This is a genomic window from Escherichia coli (assembly GCF_036503815.1).
GTDB classification, from domain to species: Bacteria; Pseudomonadota; Gammaproteobacteria; order Enterobacterales; family Enterobacteriaceae; genus Escherichia; species Escherichia coli_F.
On record NZ_AP027764.1, the window covers coordinates 577,398 to 593,263 of the forward strand.

Annotated in this window: 14 protein-coding genes and 1 pseudogene; 11 read left to right on the forward strand and 4 right to left on the reverse strand. The window is 52.7% G+C overall.

Translation table 11 applies throughout. The features are described from left to right. The first annotated feature begins 99 nt into the window (after positions 1–99). The 5 genes from zapE to sspB all read left to right on the forward strand — a co-directional run bounded on the left by zapE (position 100) and on the right by sspB (position 3,817). Positions 100–1,227 carry a cell division protein ZapE gene (gene zapE / locus AABJ99_RS02755; RefSeq protein WP_039021326.1) on the forward strand — a complete coding sequence of 376 codons (1,128 nt, stop codon included), beginning with the start codon at positions 100–102 and terminating at the stop codon, positions 1,225–1,227. 218 nt (positions 1,228–1,445) lie between these two features. Continuing rightward, positions 1,446–1,874 carry a 50S ribosomal protein L13 gene (gene rplM, locus AABJ99_RS02760; protein WP_000847559.1) on the forward strand — a complete coding sequence of 143 codons (429 nt, stop codon included), beginning with the start codon at positions 1,446–1,448 and terminating at the stop codon, positions 1,872–1,874. Positions 1,875–1,889: 15 nt separating this feature from the next. After that, entirely contained in the window at positions 1,890–2,282 is a 393-nt protein-coding gene (gene rpsI, locus AABJ99_RS02765) for a 30S ribosomal protein S9 (protein WP_000829818.1), read from the forward strand. 393 nt (positions 2,283–2,675) lie between these two features. After that, entirely contained in the window at positions 2,676–3,314 is a 639-nt protein-coding gene (gene sspA / locus AABJ99_RS02770; protein ID WP_000257293.1) for a stringent starvation protein SspA, read from the forward strand. 5 nt (positions 3,315–3,319) lie between these two features. Further along, the gene (sspB, locus tag AABJ99_RS02775) at positions 3,320–3,817 is read left to right on the forward strand and encodes a ClpXP protease specificity-enhancing factor (RefSeq protein ID WP_000366126.1); all 498 of its coding nucleotides are present in this window, start codon (positions 3,320–3,322) and stop codon (positions 3,815–3,817) included. A 43-nt stretch (positions 3,818–3,860) separates the two neighbouring features. Here sspB and dcuC read toward each other — a convergent pair. Next, positions 3,861–5,228, reverse strand: a pseudogene (gene dcuC / locus AABJ99_RS02780) (anaerobic C4-dicarboxylate transporter DcuC). A gap of 379 nt (positions 5,229–5,607) precedes the next feature. On the opposite strand from dcuC, the gene nanR reads away from it, so the two are divergent. The 6 genes from nanR to nanQ all read left to right on the forward strand — a co-directional run bounded on the left by nanR (position 5,608) and on the right by nanQ (position 11,082). Further along, positions 5,608–6,399: a transcriptional regulator NanR gene (nanR, locus tag AABJ99_RS02785; protein WP_039021328.1), complete on the forward strand. Its 792-nt coding sequence runs from the start codon at positions 5,608–5,610 to the stop codon at positions 6,397–6,399. A gap of 121 nt (positions 6,400–6,520) precedes the next feature. Beyond that, on the forward strand, positions 6,521–7,414 hold the full coding sequence (nanA, locus tag AABJ99_RS02790; protein ID WP_000224719.1) for an N-acetylneuraminate lyase: 894 nt from the start codon (positions 6,521–6,523) through the stop codon (positions 7,412–7,414). A 108-nt stretch (positions 7,415–7,522) separates the two neighbouring features. After that, on the forward strand, positions 7,523–9,013 hold the full coding sequence (gene nanT, locus AABJ99_RS02795; RefSeq protein WP_000108486.1) for a sialic acid transporter NanT: 1,491 nt from the start codon (positions 7,523–7,525) through the stop codon (positions 9,011–9,013). A 46-nt stretch (positions 9,014–9,059) separates the two neighbouring features. Beyond that, positions 9,060–9,749 (forward strand): N-acetylmannosamine-6-phosphate 2-epimerase, encoded by a 690-nt coding sequence (gene nanE / locus AABJ99_RS02800; RefSeq protein WP_000054239.1) that lies wholly within the window; start codon positions 9,060–9,062, stop codon positions 9,747–9,749. Then, positions 9,746–10,621, forward strand: a complete 876-nt coding sequence (gene nanK, locus AABJ99_RS02805; RefSeq protein ID WP_039021329.1) for an N-acetylmannosamine kinase — start codon at positions 9,746–9,748, stop codon at positions 10,619–10,621. Before nanE ends, nanK begins: the two co-directional genes overlap by 4 nt. Next, positions 10,618–11,082, forward strand: coding sequence for an N-acetylneuraminate anomerase (nanQ, locus tag AABJ99_RS02810; RefSeq protein WP_039021330.1), 465 nt, complete (start codon positions 10,618–10,620; stop codon positions 11,080–11,082). The genes nanK and nanQ overlap by 4 nt, the downstream gene beginning before the upstream one ends. A 59-nt stretch (positions 11,083–11,141) precedes the next feature. Here nanQ and AABJ99_RS02815 read toward each other — a convergent pair whose 3' ends face one another. The 3 genes from AABJ99_RS02815 to AABJ99_RS02825 form a co-directional block, all read right to left on the reverse strand. After that, complete coding sequence (locus AABJ99_RS02815) at positions 11,142–12,254, reverse strand: PDDEXK nuclease domain-containing protein (protein ID WP_338387488.1); 1,113 nt, start codon at positions 12,252–12,254, stop codon at positions 11,142–11,144. Between the two features lie 198 nt (positions 12,255–12,452). Beyond that, a complete protein-coding gene (locus tag AABJ99_RS02820; protein ID WP_338387489.1) occupies positions 12,453–13,622 on the reverse strand; it encodes a VWA domain-containing protein in 1,170 nt (389 codons plus the stop codon). Next, positions 13,612–15,861, reverse strand: coding sequence for a DUF5682 family protein (locus AABJ99_RS02825; RefSeq protein WP_039021332.1), 2,250 nt, complete (start codon positions 15,859–15,861; stop codon positions 13,612–13,614). The genes AABJ99_RS02820 and AABJ99_RS02825 overlap by 11 nt, the downstream gene beginning before the upstream one ends. Positions 15,862–15,866 lie beyond the last annotated feature (5 nt).

Genomic DNA, 15,866 nt, shown 5'->3' on the forward strand with positions numbered 1-15,866 from the left:
AGTGGAATCCCGACTGCATATCGCGTAGTGTAGAACGGCCTTTTTTTCGTCAACCGTGAACAACGGCGCACCGATTATTCAAGGAATAACAATAAGATCATGCAAAGCGTTACCCCAACATCGCAATACCTGAAGGCGCTCAATGAAGGCAGCCATCAACCCGACGACGTTCAAAAAGAGGCCGTCAGCCGCCTGGAAATTATTTATCAGGAACTCATCAATAGCACGCCTCCAGCCCCCAGGACGAGTGGGCTAATGGCGCGGGTCGGTAAGCTGTGGGGTAAACGCGAAGACACACAGCATACGCCAGTGCGTGGCTTATATATGTGGGGCGGGGTCGGACGCGGGAAAACCTGGCTGATGGACCTTTTCTATCAAAGCCTGCCGGGAGAGCGGAAACAGCGTCTGCACTTTCACCGTTTTATGCTGCGGGTACATGAAGAGCTAACTGCTTTGCAGGGGCAGACCGATCCGCTGGAAATTATTGCCGATCGCTTTAAAGCAGAAACTGACGTGCTCTGTTTTGACGAATTTTTTGTTTCTGATATTACCGATGCCATGCTACTTGGCGGCCTGATGAAAGCCCTGTTCGCCCGCGGTATTACCCTGGTAGCGACGTCAAATATTCCGCCGGACGAACTTTATCGAAATGGCCTGCAACGTGCGCGTTTTTTGCCTGCAATCGATGCCATTAAACAGCATTGTGATGTAATGAACGTGGACGCCGGTGTTGATTATCGACTGCGTACGCTCACTCAGGCGCACCTGTGGCTTTCGCCACTCAACGATGAAACCCGGGCGCAAATGGATAAACTGTGGTTGGCGTTGGCGGGGGTGAAACGAGAAAATTCACCGACGTTAGAAATCAACCATCGGCCATTGGCGACAATGGGCGTCGAGAACCAGACGCTGGCGGTCTCTTTTACTACGCTGTGCGTCGACGCCCGCAGTCAGCATGACTATATTGCGCTCTCACGCCTCTTTCACACGGTCATGTTGTTTGATGTACCAGTTATGACGCGGTTGATGGAGAGCGAAGCGCGGCGCTTTATTGCGCTGGTGGATGAGTTTTACGAGCGCCATGTCAAATTAGTGGTGAGTGCAGAAGTGCCGCTGTATGAAATTTATCAGGGCGATCGGCTGAAGTTTGAGTTCCAGCGTTGCCTGTCACGTCTGCAAGAGATGCAAAGCGAAGAGTATCTGAAGCGCGAGCATTTAGCGGGTTAAAACCTGCCACAAATCACAAAAAGGGGTCGATCTTTGACCCCGACTTCTCTATAATCCTGCGACCCCACGTTACAAGAAAGTTTTTTTCCCAAAACTTTTTGTGTGCTGGCATAGGCTATTCGAAGGGGTAGGTTTGCCGGACTTTGTCGTGTGAACCTCAACAATTGAAGACGTTTGGGTGTTCACCAACGTGTAACTATTTATTGGGTAAGCTTTTAATGAAAACTTTTACAGCTAAACCAGAAACCGTAAAACGCGACTGGTATGTTGTTGACGCGACCGGTAAAACTCTGGGCCGTCTGGCTACTGAACTGGCTCGTCGCCTGCGCGGTAAGCACAAAGCGGAATACACTCCGCACGTAGATACCGGTGATTACATCATCGTTCTGAACGCTGACAAAGTTGCTGTAACCGGCAACAAGCGTACTGACAAAGTGTACTATCACCACACCGGCCACATCGGTGGTATCAAACAAGCGACCTTTGAAGAGATGATTGCTCGCCGTCCTGAGCGTGTGATTGAAATCGCGGTTAAAGGCATGTTGCCAAAAGGCCCGCTGGGTCGTGCTATGTTCCGTAAACTGAAAGTTTACGCGGGTAACGAGCACAACCACGCGGCACAGCAACCGCAAGTTCTTGACATCTAATCGGGATTATAGGCAATGGCTGAAAATCAATACTACGGCACTGGTCGCCGCAAAAGTTCCGCAGCTCGCGTTTTCATCAAACCGGGCAACGGTAAAATCGTAATCAACCAACGTTCTCTGGAACAGTACTTCGGTCGTGAAACTGCCCGCATGGTAGTTCGTCAGCCGCTGGAACTGGTCGACATGGTTGAGAAACTGGACCTGTACATCACCGTTAAAGGTGGTGGTATCTCTGGTCAGGCTGGTGCGATCCGTCACGGTATCACCCGCGCTCTGATGGAATACGACGAGTCCCTGCGTTCTGAACTGCGTAAAGCTGGCTTCGTTACTCGTGACGCTCGTCAGGTTGAACGTAAGAAAGTCGGTCTGCGTAAAGCACGTCGTCGTCCGCAGTTCTCCAAACGTTAATTGGCTTCTGCTCCGGCAGAAAACAATTTGCGAAAAAAACCCGCTTCGGCGGGTTTTTTTATGGCTAAAATCTGAATCAGCGTAAAAAAAGGAATGTTGATTTTTGCTGTCGCCTGACAGACAGAAAACAAAAACCACATCGCCGATAAGGGACTAAGTCAACCATTTCAGACTAAAGCGCATCTCTTTTTCCCCATTTCCGGCATCGACTCACCACAAAGGTCACAAAATCTGGTAAACTATCATCCAATTTTCTGCCCAAATGTCGGGTATTGCTCATTTTTTGTTTGATTTTCGAACAAAGAGAGTCGTTCCTTACTGGGTAACACAACTTCTGACTGGCCACCTGGTGGCTGGTAGCAGTAAAAATTCTGACTATACCTGGAGGTTTTCATGGCTGTCGCTGCCAACAAACGTTCGGTAATGACGCTGTTTTCCGGTCCTACTGACATCTATAGCCATCAGGTCCGCATTGTGCTGGCTGAGAAAGGTGTAAGTTTCGAGATCGAACACGTGGAAAAGGACAATCCGCCTCAGGATCTGATTGACCTCAACCCGAATCAGAGCGTTCCGACCCTGGTGGATCGTGAGCTGACCCTGTGGGAATCTCGCATCATTATGGAATATCTGGATGAGCGTTTCCCGCATCCGCCACTGATGCCTGTTTACCCGGTAGCTCGCGGTGAAAGCCGTCTGTACATGCATCGCATCGAAAAAGACTGGTACACGCTGATGAACACCATCATCAACGGTTCAGCTTCTGAAGCAGATGCCGCACGTAAGCAACTGCGCGAAGAACTGCTGGCGATTGCGCCGGTCTTCGGTCAGAAGCCGTACTTCCTGAGCGATGAGTTCAGCCTGGTCGATTGCTACCTTGCTCCGCTGCTGTGGCGTCTGCCGCAACTGGGCATCGAGTTCAGCGGTCCGGGTGCGAAAGAGCTGAAAGGCTATATGACCCGCGTCTTTGAACGTGACTCTTTCCTTGCTTCTTTAACTGAAGCAGAACGTGAAATGCGTCTGGGCCGGAGTTAATCTGTATGGATTTGTCACAGCTAACACCACGTCGTCCCTATCTGCTGCGTGCATTCTATGAGTGGTTGCTGGATAACCAGCTCACGCCGCACCTGGTGGTGGATGTGACGCTCCCTGGCGTGCAGGTTCCTATGGAATATGCGCGTGACGGGCAAATCGTACTCAACATTGCGCCGCGTGCTGTCGGCAATCTGGAACTGGCGAATGATGAGGTGCGCTTTAACGCGCGCTTTGGTGGCATTCCGCGTCAGGTTTCTGTGCCGCTGGCTGCCGTGCTGGCTATCTACGCCCGTGAAAATGGCGCAGGCACGATGTTTGAACCTGAAGCTGCCTACGATGAAGATGCCAGCATCATGAATGATGAAGAGGCATCGGCAGACAACGAAACCGTTATGTCGGTTATTGATGGCGACAAGCCAGATCACGATGATGACACTCATCCTGACGATGAACCACCGCAGCCACCACGCGGTGGTCGACCGGCATTACGCGTTGTGAAGTAAAATGAAAACAGGCCCTGGCGGCCTGTTTTGTCTTCTTTATCGCTTAATAAAATAGCGTGATTGTGGCAATCATATTCACCACGAAACCGACTGCCATGGGGATCGCTGTCCGCTTCACCACTGCAAAAGGCGAAACACCTGCAATTCCTGATGTAACGACCACCACCGCAGTAATCGGTGAAACAGCGCGCGCTAGCGTCGTGGCAAAATGCATCGGCATAATCATTACAACCGCTGGTACATGTAGTCCGGCTGCGATATTCGGAATAAGACTGGCAAATGACATAAACGGCGCATTGCCTGAGCCCATCACAATGGCACAAATGGCAATGACCAGCGCCATAATAATCATCACGCCAATACCGCCCAGACCAGAATGCTCCGCACCCCTGATAACCGCATCGACAGTGCCAATCGTCGTTAAGCCTTTCGCAAATATTTCACCCGCGACCACCAGCGTTACCACGTTGGCAAACTGCGTACCCATGCCGTCAAAAAACGCCTGCACATCGTCCATTGTTTCGCGCAAGTTATGCTTGCGGAAGAACTCAACAAACATCGTCACCGTCAAACTCAGTAACATCACCACCACCAGATGCAGTTCTGACTGCATCAGCCCGACGTGGGCGAGGAACAGCGAGCCGAGCATCAGGATTAACGGCATCACCGGTAAAATGGCGTAATAGAGTGGCGGGACATTATCGAGAGCTTTTTGCTCTGCCTGTTCGTGATTGATATTTTTATCTTTTTTGTCGAAAGCGCGTTGCACGAAAAAGTGGGAGATCGCCACCGAGATAATGACGCAAGAGGCGACCGGAAGCTGGTAGTGGAAGAAGTAAGTGGCAATTTTCATTCCTGCTACCTAGGCAGCAAAAATGGAGTTCGTTTCCAGAATCCCCCACTCAATGGACATCGTGGTTGCGATAACCGCCACCGCAGAGAGACGACTTACTCCCAGACTCACCAGTGTCGGAAATAAGGTGACCATCAGCAACATACCCAGACCGGAGGCGCTGGTAATAAACTGCGCCATGATTTGGCCGATGACGTAAGTTGCCGACAGAATAAGATACGGCGAGCGAATGAGTTTTAACGGGCGGCTTAACAAGCTCACCATCGCCCGACTGGCTCCTATGCGCTCCATGTAGCGGGCATACCCGCCCACCGCCATAATCGACAACCCTAACCCGGCAATGCGGTTGGACAGCATGCGCAGGATTTCATTATAAATATCGACGATCAAGTAGCCGCTGCTTTTGGCGGGATCGAGTACTCCACCGAACCCTAACCAGACACCGCACATCATCAGGAAGATACCTGCGGCAGCCAGCACCACTTGAGGTTTGTAGTTTTTCAGGATCAAATAGCCCATCGTCATTAATACGATGACAGATATAATTATGCCGAACATTGTTGAACTCCGTGTCAAAAGAAAACGGTCAATCCCATAAACGGCAGATTGAAAACAGTGATGTTATATTTTTTGCAAGGCTATTTATGGTGTTGGTGTCGTATTTTTTAATTCTGGATGAGGCAATTTTTCATTATAAAATATGCATTTATGATTATTTTGTAAGAACATATTCGTAATATTCATAATGCTTGTGAATAGTCTTATGAATAATTCATTCAGGATGTTTTTATCGGCGTTACACTAATTTTCGCAATAGTTAATTATTACGTTAATTATGATAATAATGAGACACAAAGAGAAAAAACCGCCATTTCCCCCTACTTTCAATCCTGTGATAGGATGTCACTGATGATGTTAATCACACTGACCTTACAGAATGGGCCTTATGAACGCATTTGATTCGCAAACCGAAGATTCTTCACCTGCAATTGGTCGCAACTTGCGCAGCCGCCCGCTGGCGCGTAAAAAACTCTCCGAAATGGTGGAAGAAGAGCTGGAGCAGATGATCCGCCGCCGTGAATTTGGCGAAGGTGAACAATTACCGTCTGAACGCGAACTGATGGCGTTCTTTAACGTCGGGCGACCTTCGGTGCGTGAAGCGCTGGCAGCATTAAAACGAAAAGGTCTGGTGCAAATAAACAATGGAGAACGCGCCCGCGTCTCGCGTCCTTCGGCGGACACCATCATCGGCGAGCTTTCCGGCATGGCGAAAGATTTCCTTTCTCATCCTGGCGGGATTGCCCATTTCGAACAATTACGTCTGTTCTTTGAATCCAGCCTGGTGCGCTATGCGGCTGAACACGCCACCGATGAGCAAATCGATTTGCTGGCAAAAGCACTGGAAATCAACAGTCAGTCGCTGGATAACAACGCGGCATTCATTCGTTCAGACGTTGATTTCCACCGCGTGCTGGCGGAGATCCCCGGTAACCCAATCTTCATGGCGATCCACGTTGCCCTGCTCGACTGGCTGATCGCCGCACGTCCAACCGTGGCTGATCAGGCTCTGCACGAGCATAACAACGTTAGCTATCAACAGCATATTGCGATCGTTGATGCGATCCGCCGCCACGATCCCGATGAAGCCGATCGCGCGTTGCAATCGCATCTCAACAGCGTCTCTGCTACCTGGCACGCCTTCGGTCAGACCACCCACAAAAAGAAATAATGCCACTTTAGTGAAGCAGATCGCATTATAAGCTTTCTGTATGGGGTGTTGCTTAATTGATCTGGTATAACAGGTATAAAGGTATATCGTTTATCAGACAAGCATCACTTCAGAGGTATTTATGGCAACGAATTTACGTGGCGTAATGGCCGCACTCCTGACTCCTTTTGATCAACAACAAGCACTGGATAAAGCGAGTCTGCGTCGCCTGGTTCAGTTCAATATTCAGCAGGGCATCGACGGTTTATACGTGGGTGGTTCAACCGGCGAAGCCTTTGTACAAAGCCTTTCCGAGCGTGAACAGGTACTGGAAATCGTCGCCGAAGAGGCGAAAGGCAAGATTAAACTCATCGCTCATGTAGGTTGCGTCAGCACTGCTGAAAGCCAACAGCTTGCATCTTCAGCCAAACGTTATGGCTTCGATGCCGTCTCCGCCGTCACGCCGTTCTACTACCCTTTCAGCTTTGAAGAACACTGCGATCACTATCGGGCAATTATTGATTCGGCGGATGGGTTGCCGATGGTGGTGTACAACATTCCGGCGTTAAGCGGCGTTAAACTGACCCTGGATCAGATTAACACTCTGGTTACGTTGCCTGGTGTCGGCGCGCTGAAACAGACCTCTGGCGATCTCTATCAGATGGAGCAGATCCGTCGTGAACATCCGGATCTGGTGCTCTATAACGGTTACGACGAAATCTTTGCTTCTGGTTTGTTGGCGGGCGCTGATGGTGGTATCGGCAGTACTTACAACATTATGGGCTGGCGTTATCAGGGTATCGTGAAGGCGCTGAAAGAAGGCGATATCCAGACCGCGCAGAAGCTGCAAACCGAATGTAATAAAGTCATTGATTTACTGATCAAAACGGGCGTATTCCGCGGCCTGAAAACGGTCCTGCACTATATGGATGTCGTTTCTGTGCCGCTGTGCCGCAAACCGTTTGGTCCGGTCGATGAAAAATATCTGCCAGAACTGAAGGCGCTAGCCCAGCAGTTGATGCAAGAGCGCGGGTGAGTTTTTTCCCCTCGCTCGCCCCTACCGGGTGAGGGGAAATAAACGCATCTGTACCCTACAATTTTTATACCAAAGCGTGTGGGCATCGCCCACCGCGGGAGACTCACAATGAGTACTACAACCCAGAATATCCCGTGGTATCGCCATCTCAACCGCGCACAATGGCGCGCATTTTCCGCTGCCTGGTTGGGATATCTGCTTGACGGTTTTGATTTCGTTTTAATCGCCCTGGTACTCACCGAAGTACAAGGTGAATTCGGGCTGACGACGGTACAGGCGGCAAGTCTGATCTCCGCAGCCTTTATCTCTCGCTGGTTCGGCGGCCTGATGCTCGGCGCTATGGGTGACCGCTACGGACGTCGTCTGGCAATGGTCACCAGCATCGTTCTCTTCTCGGTCGGGACGCTGGCCTGCGGTTTTGCGCCAGGCTACATCACCATGTTTATCGCTCGTCTGGTCATCGGCATGGGGATGGCGGGTGAATACGGTTCCAGCGCCACCTATGTCATTGAAAGCTGGCCAAAGCATCTGCGTAACAAAGCCAGTGGTTTTCTGATTTCAGGCTTCTCGGTGGGTGCCGTCGTTGCCGCTCAGGTCTACAGCCTGGTGGTTCCGGTCTGGGGCTGGCGTGCATTGTTTTTTATCGGCATCTTACCAATCATCTTTGCTCTCTGGCTGCGTAAAAACATCCCGGAAGCGGAAGACTGGAAAGAGAAACACGCAGGTAAAGCACCAGTACGCACAATGGTAGATATTCTCTACCGTGGTGAACATCGTATCGCCAATATCGTGATGACACTGGCGGCGGCCACTGCGCTGTGGTTCTGCTTCGCCGGTAACCTACAAAATGCCGCAATCGTCGCTGTACTCGGGCTGTTATGCGCCGCAATCTTTATCAGCTTTATGGTACAGAGTACGGGCAAACGCTGGCCAACGGGCGTAATGCTGATGGTGGTCGTGTTGTTTGCTTTCCTCTACTCATGGCCGATTCAGGCGCTGCTGCCAACGTATCTTAAAACTGAACTTGCTTATAACCCGCATACGGTTGCCAATGTGCTGTTCTTTAGTGGCTTTGGTGCGGCGGTGGGGTGCTGCGTCGGTGGCTTCCTCGGTGACTGGCTGGGAACCCGCAAAGCGTACGTTTGCAGTCTGCTGGCCTCACAGCTGCTGATTATTCCGGTATTTGCGATTGGTGGCGCAAACGTCTGGGTGCTCGGTCTGTTACTGTTCTTCCAGCAAATGCTTGGTCAGGGCATCTCCGGGATTTTACCGAAACTGATCGGCGGTTATTTCGATACCGACCAGCGTGCGGCGGGGCTGGGCTTTACCTACAACGTTGGCGCATTGGGTGGTGCACTGGCCCCAATCCTCGGCGCGTTGATCGCTCAACGTCTGGATCTGGGCACTGCTCTGGGATCGCTTTCGTTCAGTCTTACATTTGTGGTGATCCTGCTGATTGGTCTGGATATGCCTTCCCGCGTTCAGCGTTGGCTGCGCCCGGAAGCGTTGCGTACTCATGACGCTATCGACGGCAAACCATTTAGCGGTGCTGTACCGTTTGGCAGCGCTAAAAACGATTTAGTCAAAACCAAAAGTTAATCCTGTTGCCCGGTCCTGGACCGGGCCTTTTGCTAAGGGAAGATGTATGTCGTTACTTGCACAACTGGATCAAAAAATCGCTGCTAACGGTGGCCTGATTGTCTCCTGCCAGCCGGTTCCGGACAGCCCGCTCGATAAACCGGAAATCGTCGCTGCTATGGCATTAGCGGCAGAGCAGGCGGGCGCGGTTGCCATTCGCATTGAAGGTGTGGCAAATCTACAAGCCACGCGTGCGGTGGTGAGCGTGCCGATTATCGGGATTGTGAAGCGCGATCTGGAGGATTCTCCGGTACGCATCACGGCCTATATTGAAGATGTTGATGCACTGGCGCAGGCGGGTGCGGATATTATCGCGATTGACGGCACTGACCGACCGCGCCCGGTTCCAGTTGAAACACTACTGGCGCGTATTCACCATCACGGTTTACTGGCGATGACCGACTGTTCAACGCCGGAAGACGGCCTGGCTTGCCAAAAGCTGGGAGCCGAAATTATTGGTACTACGCTTTCTGGCTATACCACGCCTGAAACGCCAGAAGAGCCGGATCTGGCACTGGTAAAAACATTAAGCGACGCCGGATGTCGGGTGATTGCCGAAGGGCGTTACAACACGCCTGCTCAGGCGGCGGATGCGATGCGCCACGGCGCATGGGCGGTGACGGTCGGTTCTGCTATCACACGTCTTGAACACATTTGTCAGTGGTACAACACAGCGATGAAAAAGGCGGTGCTATGACTACACTGGCGATTGATATCGGCGGTACTAAACTTGCCGCCGCGCTGATTGGCGCTGATGGGCAGATCCGCGATCGCCGTGAACTTCCTACGCCTGCTAGCCAGACACCAGAAGCCTTGCGTGAAGCCTTAGCCGAATTAGTCTCTCCGTTACAAGCGCATGCGCAGCAGGTTGCCATCGCTTCTACCGGAATTATTCGCGACGGCAGCCTGCTGGCGCTGAATCCGCATAATCTCGGTGGATTGCTACACTTTCCGTTAGTCAAAACTTTGGAACAACTTACCGATTTGCCGACCATTGCCATTAACGACGCGCAGGCCGCAGCGTGGGCGGAGTATCAGGCGCTGGAAGGCGATATAACCGAGATGGTGTTTATCACTGTTTCCACTGGCGTCGGCGGCGGTGTAGTGAGCGGCGGCAAACTGCTTACCGGCCCTGGAGGTCTGGCGGGGCACATCGGGCATACGCTTGCCGATCCGCATGGTCCAGTCTGCGGCTGTGGACGCACAGGTTGCGTGGAGGCGATTGCTTCTGGTCGCGGCATTGCGGCGGCAGCGCAAGGGGAGTTGGCTGGTGCGAATGCGAAAACTATTTTCACGCACGCCGGGCAGGGCGATGAGCAGGCGCAGCAACTGATTCACCGCTCCGCACATGTGCTGGCAAGGCTGATCGCTGATATTAAAGCCACAACTGATTGTCAGTGCGTAGTGGTCGGTGGCAGCGTTGGTCTGGCAGAAGGGTATCTGGCGTTGGTGGAAACGTATCTGGCGCAGGAGCCAGCGGCATTTCATGTTGATTTACTGGCGGCGCACTACCGCCATGATGCAGGTTTACTTGGGGCTGCGCTGTTGGCCCAGGGAGAAAAATTATGATGATGGGTGAAGTTCAGTCATTACCGTCTGCTGGGTTACATCCTGCGTTACAGGACGCGTTAACGCTGGCATTAGCTGCCAGACCGCAAGAAAAAGCGCCGGGTCGTTACGAATTACAGGGCGATAATATCTTTATGAATGTCATGACGTTTAACACTCAATCGCCCGTCGAGAAAAAAGCGGAATTGCACGAGCAATACATTGATATCCAACTGTTATTAAACGGTGAGGAACGGATCCTGTTTGGCATGGCAGGCACTGCGCGTCAGTGTGAAGAGTTCCACCATGAAGATGATTACCAGCTTTGCAGCGCCATTGAGAATGAGCAAAGCATCATCCTGAAACCGGGAATGTTCGCCGTGTTTATGCCTGGAGAACCGCATAAGCCGGGATGCGTTGTTGGCGAGCCGGGTGAGATTAAAAAGGTGGTCGTGAAGGTTAAGGCTGAGTTAATGGCTTAAAACTTAGTTCGTTTTAAAGATTCTGCAGACACTGTCTGCAGAATTCGAAACCGCTGAAATTAACGGCGTCTATAGCCTTCCTCTAGCACCGCCTGTGTTCGAACGAGTTCATCCGCGAGTCGTTTTTCATCAGGTAGCTGCATCTTATATTCACTTGCCAGAACGGTGTTAGGCAAACCTGCCAGCGCATAATGCGCTTCTCCGGCTCCTTTCTCTGCACAGAGAACCAGACCGATGGGCGGATTTTCATCCGGTAGCGTCCAGTGCTCTTTGGCGTAGTTGAGATACATATTCATCTGTCCGGCATCGCTATAGCTGAATTTGCCCACTTTTAGATCGACGATTAGCAGGCAGCGTAAACGGCGGTGGAAAAACAGCAGATCGACACGAAACCAGTTGTCATCAATGCGTAACCTTCGCTGTCGACCAACAAAGGCAAAATCATCCCCAAGTTCCAGCATGAAATCCATCAGGTGGTTGATCAGCGCCTCCTCAAAATCGGATTCTGAGTATTCATCTTTCAATTCCAGAAATTCGAGCACAAAGGGATCGCGTATCGCCTGTTGCGTAAGAATATGCGTCTCGGCAGGGGCGTGTTGTTGCAGCATGGCTGATTTGTCATGTGACAGTAGTGTTCGCTCATAAAATTGGGTCGCAATTTGCCGTTCGAGCTGACGAGCAGACCAGCCACAGCGGAGTGTCTCTTTCTCATAAAAGCTACGAGCGTCAGCGTTTTTAACAGAAAGCAAACGGACGTAAGTGGACCATGGCAGGGGGAAGGATTTGGCAAGTTGCGCTAAATGGCAAGATTCGCCAGACAGTGTCTGGCGAATTGTGGGGGTGAATTGTGCAGACAGTGTCTGCACAATTTCAATTCGTTGAAAACAAATATAAAAATTCTTAAACTGCCATAAATTTCTGGTGGAAAACCCACGCTTATACCTTAGACTTAAATCCTTTGAGAGCCGTTTGATAAGCTGTGCACCATAAGCCGCTCTGGCCTCGCCGCCTTGTTCAAATTCGACAATCCGTCGACCAATTTCCCAGTATGTCGCGGTCATTAACGCGTTAACGCTACGTACCGTTTCCGTGCGGGCGCTATCGACCAGGTGAATAATACCGTCGTGGATTTGCTGGTAGCCTGCTGTGGTTCCTTCTGAGAGCGATTCCATTATCTGTCCCTTTATATGGCGCTGCGTTGAATAATGGGATCAGCTATACGCCGGGCATCTGCCGGTAACAATCCAGGTGGGCTTGTTACATGGGTTTTCTTCACGTTATGCGAGGCGTTTTCCAGCAATTGTGCTGTAACGTTGTGCTGAAGATGAAGCAAATAAAAAGGCCGGAGCGGGCGCATCCGACCAGAATTTTCAGGAAGTTTCTCTTGCTGTCACTACGCCATTTTGCGCAGCCCACAGATTCACATCTTCCTTACGAATGGCGGCGGCCATCATGCCGGGGAATAAATCAGGGGTACAGGCAAAGGAGGGAATACCCATGGCGGCGAGTTTTCCTGCCAGTGACCGGTCGTAAAACGGTGCGCCTTCGTCGCTTAAGGCCAGCAGGGTAACCACCTGTACGCCGGACTGAATCAACTCACTGGCGCGTTGCAACAGATTGCGTTCCACACCACCTTCGTAGAGGTCGGAAATCAGCACCAGAATGGTATTACGCGGATCGCGAATCAAAGACTGGCAGTAACCTACCGCGCGGTTGATGTCGGTGCCGCCGCCCAGCTGCACGCCAAACAGCAGCTCTACCGGATCGTCGAGCTTCTCTGTCATATCAACCACTGCGGTGTCGAAAACCACCAGATGCGTTTTTACCGCCGGGAGCGATGCCATTACTGCGCCAAAAATACTGGAATAGACCACCGAGGAGGCCATCGACCCACTCTGGTCGATACATAAAATGATCTCCTTTTGCGTGCGTTGAGACTTGCGCCCGTAGCCGATTAACGTTTCAGGAACAATACTTTTGTACTCTTCCTGCCAGTGGCGCAGGTTGGCGCGAATGGTGCGCTGCCAGTCAATTTCCGCGTGGCGCGGGCGACGATTACGTACCGCACGATTAAGAGCGCCGCTTACCGCGCTACGCATTGGCTCTTCAAGCTGTTTCATCAATTGCTCGACAACTTTACGCACCACAATCCTGGCGGTTTCTTTGGTTTTGGCCGGAATTACGCCATTCAGCGACATCAGCGTGGAGACCAGATGAACATCAGGCTGGACGTTTGCCAGCATCTCTGGCTCCAGCAACATACTGTGCAAATTAAGACGTTCAAAGGCGTCTTTTTGCATCACCTGAACCACAGAAGAGGGGAAATACTGGCGAATATCACCCAGCCAGCGAGCGACTTTGGGTGACGATCCACCCGTGCCGCCGCGTAATCCATGTTTACCGTCTGGCTGATAGAGCGCCGCCAGCGAGGCATCAATCGCGGATTCTCTGGCATCCAGCGCCACGTTACAGGCATTGTCGGCATCTTCTCCAAGGATCAGACGCCAGCGGCGCAGCCGTTCCATCTCGTTACTCGACATGATTTTCCCTTTCGTGTGGTGGCAAAGCCAGAATGCGGCGCAGTAGCGGCAGCATTAACGCGGCACGCTGTTCATCCCATATACCGCTGGTCTCTTCTTGCTGCGCGACACGCTCGCCCTGCGCGGCGCGTTCGCCTAACTGGCGGCGTTCCGGGCTGGAAAAACGGCCGAATGTCCGCCGCAGCATCGGCAGGATCCGGGTGAAGTGATTGTCGTTCAGGCCGCTTAGCCAGGCATCGATCAACTGCCATAATTCGCTATTGTGCAGTAGCACCATCGCGCTGTCGTTGAGGAAACCTTCCGCCCATGCGGCACTTTCCGCCGGGGGATTGGCTGGCGATAGCGCCAGGTTCATCAGCGTGGTGATCCGTTCTGTCGTTAACGTTTGCAGATCAAACAACAGGCGCGTCGCCGTTCCGCGAAGCAGCGCGTGTGCGGTACTGCCCTCTGCCAGCACCATCAACGCCTGCAACCAGCTCGCCAACAGATCTTCGTTATCCAGCAACCGCAGCGCGGCGTGAGCGTCGATAACTTTTTCTCTCATACTGGCGGCGCTGTCGTCGTTGAGCGCCGAACAGGCACCGGGTAGGGCGATGGCGGCGCGCGGGGCGAGGCTCATCAGTACCTGCATTACCATACCAGAGTCGGTCTGGCGCACGTTGCCGTAGCGGACAATCGCCACCAGCGGTGCCAGGGCTTCCAGCAACTGTTCGATATTGCCCTGAGTGGCAGCCAGTGATTCCAGTGTATTGGCGATGGGGGCAATCGCGGCCTGTAAATCGGCCAGTAGCACTTGTTGGATAAGCTTTGCCAGTTCCGGCAGCGTGCTGGCGTATTGCGCCCTCACAATGGCATAGCGGGAGCTGGCCTGCTCAATGCTGTTACCCCAACGGCTGGCGGTAATGATGTTCATTGCCAGTGCCGGTTCCCAGCGCAGCGACCAGATTTCGTGGAACGTCCCTTTGCTGTTATTTCCTTGTCCAGCCAGACGGCCCCAGGAAATGTCGAGTAAGGTCAGGCGATGCAGTAAATGGCTACGCGCCAGATCGCCGGGTTTGCGCAGATCAAGATCCAGCACTTTTTCGCTGGCTTCTGCCTTCAGGCGCAGCGTTTTTTGCTGTTGCGTAATGTCGCGTTGGAGCGGCACGACGGGCGTATCATCCGGTACGCTTCCCAGCGCGTCGCCGACAATTAACTTCTGGCGAATCATCTGCATTGGCGCGCTTTCGCCCATACACACTACGGTTTGCAGCGCTTCGCAAAGTTCGTCAAGCCCCGGCTGCGGGTGATGGCGCATAATCGCCAGCGTCTGCGCCAGCCGCGCCGCTTCGATAATGTGGGCGCTGGAACAGTCGAGATCGGCTTCGCGAAACAGCCTTGCCGCGCGTGACAGCCAGCCGATATCGCGGTGAGAAGCGCCCTGATAACGCCACAGATGATCGTACCATTCCGGTGACACCACCCCTGCGCCATAACCGCTGGCGCGGCTTAACGCCTCGTAGCTCCAGGGCGTCCAGGCTGCCGCGACCTTGCACTTCGGCAAATTTTTCAGCAGTTCGTTATCATTCTTTGCGGGCGGCAGGTTTTCCAGCGCCGAAACGTGCCACGCACCGCAGACTACCGCGATGCGCGAGAAGCCCTCTTTTTTCGCCTGACGTAGCGTCTTGCGCATATACGCTTCACGCAGTTGATCTCTGGCTGAGTTTCGGGCTTCGGGAGTTGCCTGGCGTAGGGCAATCATCGCCTCGCGAATCGCCTCGAACAGAGACAAATCATCTTCGCGTTCCTCTACTCTGTGGCTCCACCAGCTTTCCCCATCGGTGTAACCGGCGGCGCGGCCCAGCCAGTCCAGCGGATCGCCGTCGGGACTGGCTTCAACGGCATCATCGTCATCGCTCTCTTTTTCGTCATCAAGCGCGAACTGATGACTGATGGGCAAGTCCATAAAGCGCACGGCGATATTTTGCTCAAAACCATAGCGCAGCGCCTGCCATTCCGGGGAGAACGCCGCAAAGGGGTAAAACGCGGCGTGATGTGAGTCGTCCGGGACATAAATCAGTAGCGCGACCGGCGGTTGCATCTGTTCATGCTGCATGAAAGGCAGGATGGATTCGCCGTCGGGCGGCCCTTCCACCAGCAGGCAGTCGGGCTGTAGCGTCTCCAGCGCCTTTCGCAGGCTGCGCGCGCAGCCAGGGCCATGGTGACGGATGCCAAACAAATGAACGGTTTGTTCAGTCATAGTGG